The organism is Paenibacillus sp. MZ03-122A, from assembly GCF_024213325.1.
In the GTDB taxonomy this organism is placed as follows: Bacteria; Bacillota; Bacilli; order Paenibacillales; family Paenibacillaceae; genus Paenibacillus; species Paenibacillus polymyxa_B.
Genome location: NZ_JANAVI010000020.1, coordinates 32,459 through 45,656 on the forward strand (window position 1 = coordinate 32,459; position 13,198 = coordinate 45,656).

A 13,198-nucleotide genomic window follows, 5' to 3' on the forward strand; every position below is an offset into this window, starting at 1 on the left:
TAAATATGATACCTATTAATTGGATTCATTTAAATATCCATAAACGATACTTTTATCCAATCCATAAATATTGTAGTGTTGTCCCTTTATACTTTCTATAACTCAAAATATTTAGAGACAACTACCTCCAATAAAAAGAATTGTTACTTAATTTTGATAGTTCTTTCGCACCAAAATCCGAACATTATTTATGCAATTCTTGACGTAAAGTTGAGATTACTATAGAACTGATAGCTGGAGAAATTGGAGAAACTACACAGTCAGCAAATTCGTTTACTTGAACACGAGGTCGGTATGTCTCCTTTAATCGTTTCGAAAATTCTTACCGAAGTAGGGCGAGCTTTACTACATTATTGCTATAATATGTTTCATGAACTCTCACAGGCACGCACAGTAATCATGAACTGCAAAGCTTAATAACAGATTCTAGATATATCGCGATGAAAGCCACGCTATTACATCCGATGCATTTCGTTCAGGTTGAAGGACTCGATAGAACACATGTTCAATTTTCCCGTTATTGATAATTAGAGTCAGTCTTTTGATTAAGATCATCCCTCCCACTACAAATAGTGGTAGTACAAGAGCTCGTGAAAAGGAGAACGAACTGTCTGATAGTAGAGGAAAAGGCAAATGAAGCCGCTCAACGACCTCTTTTTGGTAGTCTGTAGCTTGAGTAGAAAGACCAAACAACCTCTCAGTACCCACTTCCTTCAGTTCGGCGAAATGATCGCGAAATGCGCAGGACTGCGGACCATCAGTTGCAGCCAAAGTAATATTGGGGATCTGTAAGCCACAAAGATGCGCTGTCTTCCCATTATCCTCCGGCATGGCTAGATGCCCGGACTCAAATACTTTTTCACCCATTGCGATTTCTCTCCCCTCTATTACAATCTAGTAAAAATGTTTATAAACGACAACTTTAAGGAAGAGACTCTCTTTGTAACCAATATAGTGAGGTATATGTCACTTATGGATAATGTTTGAAAAATACAGATTACTCGGACTCTTCCGTTATCTTTACAGAATGCCAGTCAATCCTCCTTATATGGATTCCTTATTCACAACCCAATAACGGAATATATAGTAAGTAACGAATTCTCGTCTTATTCCATTTCCTTAAAGTAGTCTTTCGTTTTGTTCAAGGCAAAAAGAAACTTCTCTACCTCCGCTTCTGTATTATATAAATAGAAGCTGGCACGAGCTGTAGGACTAGCTCCAAAATGTCTCATCAATGGTTGGCAGCAATGATGCCCAGCACGAATCGCTACGCCATACGTGTCTAGAACCGTAGCCAGATCATGCGGATGAATTTTGCCCAGGTTAAACGTCACCAAGCCAAGCCGTCCTTCCTCAGGGCCATAGATCTTCAAATTTTCAATTTGCTTCATTCGTTGTACCGCATAGCTGGTCAGTTGTTTGTCATGTGCTTCGATGACATCCAATCCGATTTGCTCAAGAAAATCAATGGCGGCACCCAAGCCAATTGCGCTTGCGATAATAGGGGTCCCCCCTTCAAATTTCCATGGCAGTTCCTTCCAATACGAATCGTACAGACCTACATCCGCGATCATCTCTCCGCCAAATTCAATCGGCTCCATTTGATCAAGATAAGCCTTTTTACCATACAACACTCCTATGCCCGTTGGCCCACACATTTTATGTCCCGAGAAGGCATAAAAGTCACAATCCAACTCTTGGACATCCACCTTGATATGCGAGATGCTCTGGGCTCCATCTACCATGACAACTGCCCCGTGCTTATGAGCGATTGTTGCGATTTGCTTCACTGGATTGGTAACACCCAGTACATTAGAAATGTGTGAAACAGACACCATTTTCGTACGATCCGTAATCACGTTCTCTAGATCTTCTATTGAAAATGTTCCATCAGCTTGTAATGGGATATATTTCAACTCTGCACCTGTTGCCTTTGCCGCTTGCTGCCAAGGAAGGAGATTGCTATGATGCTCCATAGCAGAGACAACTATCTCATCACCTTCTTTGCATATCGCTCGTATGTAGCTGCTGGCGACGAGGTTAATGGATGAAGTTGTCCCACGTGTGAAAATAATTTCTTCAACCCGTTCTGAATGGATAAAACGGGCTATTTTAGCTCGCGCTCCTTCATAAGCTTCTGTTGCACGTGATCCTAACGTATGAACACCACGATGAACATTCGCATTATCTTGTTCATAATAGCGTTTTAAGGTTTCTATCACCTCAGTCGGTTTTTGTGCTGATGCTGCGCTATCCAGGTAGACAAGCGGATAACCATTAACTGTTTGACTCAATATAGGAAAAAGTTTTCTTATGCTAGAAGTATCCAAAATCATCATCCTTTATAGCTGGTTTTGGTTAATACAAGATAATGAGCTCTGATCGTCCTTTTGATATCCCCGTCGTAATGAACTGCCAAAACGAAACTCATTTCGTATAATGTAGGGGCAGTAAATTACCAAACTTCAGCACACCTGTATATATGCCTTAAAGAACTGCGTATTTTATGGCAGTGTCGGGACTCCTCATTAGTCGCATTCAGATTGTCAATCATCATTAAACCAATTATATTTAAAGTTTAAAGTTTCAAACTGGGGCTGTTGTTCTATCAACTCCAGTACGCTCCTCTTCTTCCTCGCCACGCTCGTCAAAGGAGATTTCTCTTACGCGCTTGATTTCCCGTATCGCGAGTAAAGACTCTATCACGTTCTTTGATGCTTTTTTATCGATTTTTAAGATCATGACTGCTGAACCGCCAACTTTATTTCTCCCCACTTGCATTGTGGCAATATTTATACCGCTATCTCCAAGCAATGTTCCCACCTGTCCAATGATTCCTGGCATATCTTGCTGTGAAATCAATAAAACATGTCCTTCAGGTAGAAGCTCAACTGGATACGGACCAATTCGGACAAGACGTTCCCCAACACCGGACAGTGATGTTCCTGTCACCCATCTTTCCTCGATAGTCGTTTTAAGTCGAATGGTTATCTCACAGGATGCGTTCTGGACGAACAACGATTTTCCTACTGTAAGGCGAATATCACGAAGCTTCGCCAAATGAATAGCATTGACGATATTGACCTGTTCCGCGCCGAGATGATGAGATAGTATCCCCTTGAGCACATAAGGGATAAGCGGAGATGTGTCTAGATTCGCAAGTTCGCCTGCACATTCCACCGTGACTTCTCTTATCGCTCCGTCCGTCATCTGAACAAGCGATTTCCCCAGTTGTTCGCACAATCTGAACCAAGGCTGTAATTGGTTTAGCAGGTCGGATGAAACGGTCGGTATATTACATTTTTATAGGGTTCCTGTCGCAGGATATGAATTACTTGTTCAGAGACATCAACAGCTACGTTTTCTTGCGCTTCCAAAGTAGACGCACCCAAGTGCGGAGTAACGATGATTTTGGGATGCCTTAAGAATGGGTGATCCGGTGCCGGAGGTTCATGTTCAAATACATCGAAAGCAGCGCCTGCCACAATCCCTTCATCGATTGCTTTAACAAGAGCCGCCTCGTCAATAATTCCCCCGCGCGCGCAGTTGATGATTTGCACTCCCCGCTTCATGACTTCGAACTGTGTCCATGCAATCATATGATGCGTCTCTTTTGTCATTGGCGTATGCACAGTAATAAAATCGGCAATACGGATAATTGCGTCTACAGTCGCCGGCTCGATCCCCAGCTTACTCGCCCTTTCATCCGTTAAAAAGGGATCGTAGCCGATAACTGTCATGCCAAACGCCGCAGCGCGTTTAGCTACTTCAATCCCGATGCGCCCAAGTCCAAGCACGCCAAGTGTCTTATTTCGCAATTCAACACCAAGAAATGATTTGCGGTCCCATTGTCCAGCAACGGTTTTGGTATAGGCTTGCGGAATATGCCGCGCGAGTGACATCATCATCGCAAAAGTATGCTCGCACGTCGTGATTGTATTACCGTCAGGTGCATTGACTACGACAATACCTTGGTTTGTCGCGGCATCCAGATCAATGTTATCCACCCCAACTCCAGCTCTACCTATGACTTTCAAACGAACGCCTGCCTCTATAGTGCGCTTGGTCACTTTTGTTTGAGAACGAACGAGCAGTGCATCATAGGAATGAATGATAGAAATGAGCTCCTTTTCGCTCATCCCCGTTATTTCGACGACCTCCACGTCTTCAGCATGCTTCAACTGCTGCAATCCAAAATCGCTTATTGGATTGATACAAGAACTTTATACATGATCTTCGCCTCCCTCTCTATCCGAAAACTGCAAGATATAAATGCGGTCTTGTAGTTTGTAAACCACTTGTTAAGAAACATAACGATAGTTTAGCAAGGTATGGTTTGTATAGATATATCCAAAATCGATATATTCAAGCACTCCATAAATAACCAAAAAAATCACCAAGATTGCTCGAATTTATTTTAGTTGTAAAGGGATATACCTTGATTTTAGTTCGAAAATTCATTTTAAATATTGTATAAAAATAAAAACAAACGGCTCAAAGTATCAACATAGCCGTTTGTTTTTACGCTAAATCATAAAACCATTATATATTTAAGGTTGTTAGTTATAGCTAAAGAACTATTTTGTTTGAACTAGAAATTATGATGGAGGCGCCACCCAGATTCGAACTAGGGATCAAGCCTTTGCAGAGCTCAGCCTTACCACTTGGCTATGGCGCCATCAATAAAAATATTTAAAGATACTGCCCTCACTTCTCATGATATTTGATCACTTGCTATGTTATAATATATCTATTAATGGGTGGAAGTGAAACATCCAAAAACTAATAATCTGCTCAATCCATAAATTCGACATAACCGTTGCATATTTTTTATATTTATTTCAAATTGAAAAAGAACTGCCGATACAGATACGGCAGTTCTTTCTTTCAAAGCTTCAACACTTTAAAGGCCACTGTATAAAGGAAATTGAGAAGTGATTTCTCGAATTTGCCCTACAATTTGTCCTTTAATCGTTGAGTCCTTGGGATTTTTTAAAGCAAGCCCAATAAGCCGCGCAATTTCTTTCATTTCTATACGTCCTAGTCCCCTAGATGTCATAGCAGGAGTTCCAAAACGAATGCCGCTCGTTACTAGCGGGCTGACAGTATCATAAGGAATGGAGTTTTTATTCGCAGTGATTCCTAAATTATCAAGTATGGTTTGTGCTTCTTGCCCTGTCATTCCAATAGTACGCAAATCAACTAAGACAATATGATTATCCGTTCCTCCTGTAACAACAGATAACCCCTCGTTAATTAACGAATCTGCCAATACTTTGGCATTGTCAAGAACCTTTTCTATATAAGTTACAAAATCCTGCTGCATAGCTTCTCCCAGTACAACTGCTTTTGCTGCAATGACATGCATAAATGGACCACCTTGTGTTCCAGGAAATATGGCTTTATCAATCACCTGAGCCCAAGGTTCCCTACACATAATCATCCCCCCTCTTGGTCCTCTCAAGGTTTTGTGCGTAGTTGTTGTTACGAAGTGGGCATTGGGTACTGGGTTAGGATGTAAGCCTGCTGCAACAATTCCAGCGATATGTGCCATATCTACTAAAACAAGAGCTCCAACTTCATTGGCGATCTGAGCGAATATCTCAAATTCAATCACTCTTGGATAGGCACTTGCTCCTACTACAATCATACGTGGCCGATGCTTATGTGCGAGTTTTCGCACTTGATCAAAGTCGATACGTTCCGTTTTTTGATCAACACCATAAGAAACAAAATTATAGATTTCTCCAGAAAAATTTACTGGACTCCCATGTGTAAGATGTCCACCATGAGATAAATTCATGCCTAGAATTGTGTCACCTGGTTTCACTGAAGCGAAATAGACAGCCATATTTGCCTGTGCGCCAGAATGAGGCTGTACATTGACATGCTCTGCACCAAAAAGCTCCTTAGCGCGATGAATAGCAAGTTTCTCAACCAGATCGACGTATTCACATCCACCATAATATCTTACCCCTGGGTATCCTTCCGCGTATTTATTGGTCAAGACGGTCCCCGTCGCCTCCATAACTGCTTGACTAACAAAATTTTCAGAAGCAATCAATTCTATTTTATTTTGCTGCCTTACAAGCTCTTGATTGATAGCATCGGCTACCAATTTATCTTGACGACCCAGCTTATTCATGAACATCTTCCTCTCAATTTATATCATCAATATTGTAATAAGATATAAAAAAGTCTAAGTATATATAATTTGAACGATTCGGCATTTGTTATTTCTTACGTTTGATCATAAAACCATTATTAATTAGGTCGAAGCCGATTTTAGGATAATATGTTATTGCGCTCGGTGCAGCTAATAAGATTAAAGCAACACCTTCTCCTATTTCTTCTTGTACCATGGAAATTAGATTTCTACCCACTCCAGATTTTTGAAAGGTTTGATCGACAGCTAAGTCTGACAGATAGCAGCAAAAGCTCCAATCTGTTAATGCACGAGCTATCCCAATCATCTTATTCCCATGCCATGCCGAGAGGAGAATATCTGAATTACTTATCATCATCTGGATTCTTTCGGGTTGATCAATCGGACGAACAATTCCACTTGTTCTGAATACCCGAATCACATCCTTAACGCTCACATCTTTATGATTTGTATAAGTGATATCCAACCTGCTTATCTCCTTTTGATTTACAAATGAGTTACTTTTATGACTTCTTTGTTCCTTCCGCTTTTGAGCGCTGAATCATCTTAATGAAATACAAATATAGAGATATATCGTTAGTTAATTACTTGAATTAGCGGAGCTCAGAATTAATACAGCCCATATTGGTTTCTCTATTCCTCTTTATGTCCATATAACTGTCTATAAGAAACAATAAATATAGGTATTACTTAAATTAACGATTCATTTTGTACCTTCTCAAATCTCTTCGTAAATTTGTTTTAATGCCTTATAATGACTGTTGATTGTATATTCAATATCTATATCAGAGTGTGCAGTAGAAATAAAAAGAGCTTCATATGGACTAGGAGCTACCAGAATTCCATGATTCAGCAAAGCAGCATAATAGGATTTGAATAATTTAATATTTGATGAATTGACGGTTTCAAAATCTAACACTTCACAATCAGAAAAATATGGGCACATCATAGATCCTACTCGGTTCACTTTCAGTGGTATCCCGGTTTTCTCAGCATTTTGCAAAAAACCTTGCCCCAGCATAGATGCTTTTCTTTCCAGATCTTCATATACACCTGGCTGTGTTAAAAGTTTCAAAGTAGTATAACCTGCTGCCATAGCAAGGGGATTCCCGGAAAGTGTTCCTGCTTGATATACAGGTCCAACAGGTGCAACATATTCCATGATTTCACGTCTGCCACCATAAGCGCCAACCGGAAGTCCACCGCCAATAATTTTGCCAAGACAGGTAATGTCCGGTGCAATTCCATACAAACCTTGAGCTCCCTGTAATCCTACCCTAAAGCCAGTCATTACCTCATCAAAAATAAGCAAGCTTCCAAATTTATGTGTTACCTCACGCAGTCCTTTTAAGAATTCAGGTCTAGCGGGGACAACTCCCATATTTCCTGCAACGGGCTCGACAATAATTGCCGCAATGTCATCTCCATGTTTTTCAAATATGTGAAAAACTTCATCTAAATTATTGTACGACAAAGAAAATGTATGACTTTCTGCATTTTGAGTAATTTTTGAATTATCCTGTATTCCTAACGTAAGGACACCTGAACCAGAATTAACTAGCAATTCGTCCGCATGTCCATGATATCCACCGTCGAATTTTACAATTAGATTTCTTTTGGTAAACCCTTTGGCTAGTCGTAAAGCACTCATCGTAGCTTCTGTACCTGAATTCACCATACGAACCATTTCGATAGATGGGATATTCTCACATATGATCTTGGCCATTTTAACTTCAATCTCTGTTGTTAAACCAAAACTGGTTCCTTGCAATGATGTGCTGTGAATCGCTTCAAGGACACTAGTGTGAGCATGGCCCAAAATCAACGGCCCCCACGATCCTATATAATCAATAAACTCATTCCCATCGAGATCCATTACGCGAGATCCATATCCTTTTTCCAGCACAACAGGTGTTAGTCCAACAGTTGAGAACGCTCTTACAGGGCTATTAACTCCACCTGGAATATGAATAAGTGCCTCTTCATATATCTGTTTTGACTTCTGGTCATTTCTGCCTTGCATCGATAACATACTTATTCAACCTCTCTTCTAATGAACTTGAATAAATGAGCCTACTCCATGATAAGCTCGAATGGTCTCAGGAAATAGCTTTAACTTCATCAACAACTTTGACATAAGAAAGAGATAAATCCGTCGGCCCTTTAACTGGTAGACCTACTTCCAAATAAAATATATTGAATATGCTTTTCTGCAATGACTTCTCCCGGTAATAAGATCGAAATTCCAGGAGGGTACACATAAATCGATTCTGCAATAATTCGTACACAAGATTCTCTGAATGGTACAAGTTCGGTATCACTATAGAAAGCTTCACGTGGGCTTAATGAAAGCAATGATACATCAGGAATATCTACATTTGATTCGTAAATATGAGAGCCACTACTTCGAATTAAGCAAGCTCTTCCAATGCTCCTATCAGAGAATCAACCGTTTCAACTGAATCACCAACAGTTATTAGACACAAAATATTATACATATCACTTAGTTCAACCTCTATTTTGTAATGATCACGCAGCCAATTTCCACAGCATAAGCGGTCATTTCAAGCTCGCCTACATGAATACTCAATTTGGTAGGATCAAAACGAAAAGAGCATCTGTTCCAACAATCTCTCTTCCAAATGAAGAAAGACCTTGTAATTTATTAATACGCTCCCTAGCATAGTCTGCTAGCTGTATTGTTTTTTCCACTATTTCGTGGCCATTTGCGGCAATATACTTTCGGGCAATATCTAATGAAGCAAGTAATATATATGATGTCGATGTTGTGATCAACATACTGAACATGGCCTGTACTTTTTTGGGATCAACAATTCACTCTCTGATATGAAGGAGTGAACTTTGCGTTAAAGAACCGCCAAGCTTATGCATACTGGTAACAGCCATATCGACCCCTGCTTTGCATAGCAGATAAAGGAAGTTTGTCATGGAAATTCAACAATGCTCCATGCCTCATCTACAAGTACTGGAATGTCATGCTGGTGGGCAAGATTTACAATTAATCTCAAATCAGTACGGATTCCAAAATACGTTGGATTGATTATAAGTACAGCTTTAGCATCCCTGTTTTTCTAAGGCTTTCCTGACCGAACCAACGGAGACTCCATGACCAATTCCCAATTTAATATCTCTTTCAGGAACAACAAAAACAGGTTTCGTTCCTGAAAAAATAATCGCGAACAATGTAGACTTGTGCAGGTTACGAGGAACAATGATTTTATCGCCTGCTCCACAAACCGACATAATCATGGTCATAATCGCACAACTGGTGCCTTGAACGGAGAACAAGGTATAGTCCCCACCAAATGCTTGGGCCGCGAGACGTTGTGCCTTATCAATAACACCAGTAGGTTGATGTAAGTCATCCAAAGGAGCAATATTAATAAGGTCAATGGACAATACGTTTGCTCCCAAAAAATCTTCTGAATTCGGGTTCCATCCCTTATCCTGCCTTATGACCTGGTATATGAAAAGGAATAGGATTTTGTTGAGCATGTTCAATCAGTGCGGTAAACAAAGGTGTTTGATGCTGATTCATGAAAATATATGTTCCTTTCCAAATTAAAGTTCTAACCAAATCGTCCTTGGAAATAACGCATGAACTCCGCCAGGTGTTCACAATGCTTATATGATACTGCGTTGTAGATCGATGCTCTCATATGTCCGGCATCCCGGTGTCCTTTAAGGCCAATAAATCCATTATTATTTGCCTCATCAAGGAATAGCCCTTCCAGCTGCTTGTTCCCTATTCTGAATGTAACATTCATCATGGATCTGCTATGAATATTGGCCAGTCCATTGTAAAATCCATCACTCTGGTCTATAGTGTCATAAAGAAGTGCGGCCTTCATGCGATTCTGCTCTTCCATAGAGACGACACCCCCATTATCCTTAATCCATTTAAGAACAAGCCTTACGATATAAACAGCAAATACTGGAGGTGTGTGATAAAGAGATGCACTGTTTGCATGTACTCGATAATTCATAATATCCGGTATTTGTTCAGGGATTTGCGAGAGCATATCACGCTTTACAATAACAACCGTAACTCCAGAGGGACCTATATTTTTCTGAGCTCCTGCATATATAAGAGAGAATTTAGAAATATCAATTTTCCGAGAAAGAATATCACTAGACATATCCGCAATTAGTGGAACTTGCCCCGTGTCAGGAAATTCACTATATTGCGTGCCAGCGACAGTCTCATTTGAAGTCAAGTGAATATAAGCAGAATTAGGAGATAAATGTACATTATCTAAATCAGGCATCTTAGTGAAATTACATGATTCCGAACTTCCCGCTATAAACACCTTGCCTACTTTACGAGCTTCTGAAATGGCTTTTCCTGACCAGGTGCCACTATAAATGTAATTGCTCACACTACCTTTGGTAAGAAAGTTTATCGGTACCATAGCAAATTGAGTACTTGCCCCTCCCTGCAAAAACAATACTTCATATTCGGAGGGGATATTTAAAAGATTTCTTAACAACTGCATGGATTCTTCATTTATATCTTCATATAGCTTACTTCGATGTGAAATTTCCAGAATGGATAGGCCGCTACCTTGCAAATCTAATAATTCGGTTTGAAGTTGAGACATTACATCACTAGGCAAGGCGGCTGGACCAGCGTTAAAATTCAGCACAGTGCGTTTCATTTCATCCCTCTATTCAATTAATGTCCTTACATATACAGAAGGGATGCTTAAGCACCCCTTTTCCAAAGCTGTATTCATCGCTCTTGATGGTTACATACTTGCGAAAAGAACTGAAGAGATGATATGACAAGCCCGCTCTATTTCTTCTTGGGTCACATACAAATTTGGCATGATACGAATAACGTTGAGTCCACCTGGCACTACAAGCAATCCGTACTGATGCAATTGTTCTATAATCTCTGAAACTGATTCTTTAAATTCAATACCAATTAACAATCCCATACCACGAATAGCCTTCACCCTAAGATCGTTTTCAAGCAAAGCAGATAGCTTAATTATGAGATATTCCCCCATCTTTTCGGCATGCTCAAAGAGTCTTTCTTCCATTAATACTTCTAAAGTAGCGATGCCAGCCGAAGTGGCTAATGGTGATCCTCCAAATGTCGAAGCATGGCTTCCGGCAGAGAAAGCATTACCGAGTGAACTTTTCCCAATCATTGCTTCCAATAGGAAAGCCACTAGCCAATCCTTTAGCTAGAGTTACAATATCAGGTTCAATACCGTAATGTTCGTACGCAAATAATTTTCCGGTTCGACCCATTCCTGTTTGTACCTCGTCAACAATTAGAAGTGCTCCTCTCTCCTTGCATAAATCAGCAAGTTGAGTAACAAATTTAGGATCGGCTGGATAAACTCCACCTTCACCTTGTACAAGTTCCAGCATTACCGCGGCTGTTCGATCCGTCATTTTTTCTTCTATTGAAGTAATGTCATTATAATTAGCATATAAAAAGCCATCTGGTAATGGAAAAAAGCCATCTTTAACTTTATCTTGACCTGTTGCTGTTAATGTCGCCAATGTATGGCCATGAAATGATTTTTCGAATGTGATGATTTCGTATTTTCCATTTTTAAAAATCTTTTGATGATGACGTCTTACGCATTTAATAGCCGCTTCATTTGCTTCGGCCCCACTATTACAAAAAAAACGAGATCAGCAAAGCTATGGTCAACTAGCAAACGTGCCAATTCTTCCTGATTAGAAGTATGAAACAGATTAGAAACACGCCATAAACGCTCTAGTTGTTCCTGAACACGTTTCTTTACCCTATTGGGTATATGCCCCAAGTTGCACACAGCCAATCCAGACATAAAGTCTAAATATTCATTTCCTTCATTATCCCATAATCGGCTCCCCTCTCCTTTCACTAAAGTGATAGGAAACTTTGCATAATTTTGAAATAAGGCGCTATGTTGTTCTATGTTCAAATTTATCACTCCATAAAATATCCATTGGTTTTAAGTAATACAATTAGAAAGCGTTCAACATCGTCTTCTGTATCATAGATATAGAAACTCGCATGGGCGATTGTCCATAAACATAAATGTCTATAAATAGAAAAGTACATGATCATTCATTTTTTAATTAAGATTGGAATTGTTTCCGAATTTCTATCTGATCCATGCGCTCCTTTCTATATCAATCTATTCATCATAATTCCCTTTCTCGTTCCAGTAATATTCATCAGGCAAATAGCGCTGTCCAAACACTCTGGTCCCTACGCGAATAATCGTGGCACCTTCTTCAATAGCTACCTTAAAATCTCCGGACATTCCCATTGAAAGGATGTCCATCTCTACACGTGGAATATTTTTTTCCTTGATTTGTGTCTGAATAGACTTTAATAATTTAAAACAGTGACGAGTCTCATCGTTTGTAGCACTTAACTTCCCAATTGTCATCAAACCTTTTATATTTAATGTTTCGAAATGAGACAATTGCTCAACTAACTCTAGTGCCGATTCAGGCGAGACACCAAATTTGCTTTCTTCGTATGAAGTATTGACTTGCATCAATATATCCATGGTCTTATTCTCTTTGAGAAGTTGATTGTGCAATGCTTGTCCTAACTTCAAGCGATCTACAGAATGAATCATAGTTACATATTTAACAACGTCCTTAACTTTATTCGTTTGGAGGTGTCCAATAAAATGCCATTCGACTTGATTATATTGTTCCATAAGCGGGAATTTCCCGCGCAACTCTTGCGCTTTATTCTCACCAAACAAGATTTCCCCTGCTTGCATTGCTAATTCAAGCTTTTCAATCGGCACCGTTTTAGTGGCCAACAATAATTTCACTTCGTCGATGCTGCGGCCAGATGATTGGCATGCAGCTCTCATTTGCTCTTTGACGCTTCGAAGATTTTCTTTAACAAAATGATTCATTATTTTCCCACTCCTTGTTCTCTGTATTCCGTGTTTTTTGTTCTCATCTATTTTGGGAATAATAACTCCCCACACCAGCCAGTTCATTTAACGAAAATGACAACCTACCGCGATACTTCCGTTT

Annotated in this window: 7 protein-coding genes, 1 tRNA gene and 4 pseudogenes; 1 reads left to right on the top strand and 11 read right to left on the bottom strand. The window is 39.8% G+C overall.

The window, feature by feature from the left end:
* Positions 1-258: 258 nt before the first annotated feature.
* Positions 259-399: pseudogene (locus NLX74_RS24015) on the top strand (LysR family transcriptional regulator); the annotation flags it as partial.
* A gap of 27 nt (positions 400-426) precedes the next feature.
* Here NLX74_RS24015 and NLX74_RS24020 read toward each other — a convergent pair.
* From NLX74_RS24020 to NLX74_RS24070, 11 genes and pseudogenes are all read right to left on the bottom strand, one after another.
* Complete coding sequence (locus tag NLX74_RS24020) at positions 427-867, bottom strand: redoxin family protein (protein ID WP_254330687.1); 441 nt, start codon at positions 865-867, stop codon at positions 427-429.
* Between the two features lie 239 nt (positions 868-1,106).
* A complete protein-coding gene (locus NLX74_RS24025) occupies positions 1,107-2,330 on the bottom strand; it encodes a cysteine desulfurase (protein WP_254330693.1) in 1,224 nt (407 codons plus the stop codon).
* A 319-nt stretch (positions 2,331-2,649) separates the two neighbouring features.
* Positions 2,650-4,231, bottom strand: a pseudogene (serA, locus tag NLX74_RS24030) (phosphoglycerate dehydrogenase); the annotation flags it as partial.
* A 373-nt stretch (positions 4,232-4,604) separates the two neighbouring features.
* Positions 4,605-4,678: transfer RNA gene (locus NLX74_RS24035), tRNA-Cys, on the bottom strand.
* A gap of 225 nt (positions 4,679-4,903) precedes the next feature.
* The gene (locus tag NLX74_RS24040) at positions 4,904-6,145 is read right to left on the bottom strand and encodes a serine hydroxymethyltransferase (protein ID WP_254330695.1); all 1,242 of its coding nucleotides are present in this window, start codon (positions 6,143-6,145) and stop codon (positions 4,904-4,906) included.
* Between the two features lie 88 nt (positions 6,146-6,233).
* Positions 6,234-6,632 (bottom strand): GNAT family N-acetyltransferase, encoded by a 399-nt coding sequence (locus NLX74_RS24045; RefSeq protein ID WP_254330696.1) that lies wholly within the window; start codon positions 6,630-6,632, stop codon positions 6,234-6,236.
* Between the two features lie 252 nt (positions 6,633-6,884).
* The gene (hemL, locus tag NLX74_RS24050) at positions 6,885-8,198 is read right to left on the bottom strand and encodes a glutamate-1-semialdehyde 2,1-aminomutase (RefSeq protein ID WP_416145651.1); all 1,314 of its coding nucleotides are present in this window, start codon (positions 8,196-8,198) and stop codon (positions 6,885-6,887) included.
* Positions 8,199-8,265: 67 nt separating this feature from the next.
* Positions 8,266-9,725 (bottom strand): annotated as a pseudogene (locus NLX74_RS24055) (aminotransferase class I/II-fold pyridoxal phosphate-dependent enzyme).
* A gap of 31 nt (positions 9,726-9,756) precedes the next feature.
* The gene (gene serC, locus NLX74_RS24060) at positions 9,757-10,845 is read right to left on the bottom strand and encodes a 3-phosphoserine/phosphohydroxythreonine transaminase (RefSeq protein ID WP_254330718.1); all 1,089 of its coding nucleotides are present in this window, start codon (positions 10,843-10,845) and stop codon (positions 9,757-9,759) included.
* A gap of 90 nt (positions 10,846-10,935) precedes the next feature.
* A pseudogene (locus NLX74_RS24065) lies at positions 10,936-12,114 on the bottom strand (acetylornithine transaminase).
* A gap of 216 nt (positions 12,115-12,330) precedes the next feature.
* Positions 12,331-13,074, bottom strand: a complete 744-nt coding sequence (locus tag NLX74_RS24070; RefSeq protein WP_254330719.1) for a YggS family pyridoxal phosphate-dependent enzyme — start codon at positions 13,072-13,074, stop codon at positions 12,331-12,333.
* Positions 13,075-13,198: the final 124 nt, after the last annotated feature.

Coding starts and splice junctions, on each gene's coding strand:
- NLX74_RS24020 (WP_254330687.1), bottom strand. CDS start 867: ATGGGTGAAAAAGTATTTGAGTCCGGGCATCTAGCCATGCCGGAGGAT.
- NLX74_RS24070 (WP_254330719.1), bottom strand. CDS start 13,074: ATGAATCATTTTGTTAAAGAAAATCTTCGAAGCGTCAAAGAGCAAATG.
- hemL (WP_416145651.1), bottom strand. CDS start 8,198: ATGTTATCGATGCAAGGCAGAAATGACCAGAAGTCAAAACAGATATAT.
- serC (WP_254330718.1), bottom strand. CDS start 10,845: ATGAAACGCACTGTGCTGAATTTTAACGCTGGTCCAGCCGCCTTGCCT.
- NLX74_RS24040 (WP_254330695.1), bottom strand. CDS start 6,145: ATGAATAAGCTGGGTCGTCAAGATAAATTGGTAGCCGATGCTATCAAT.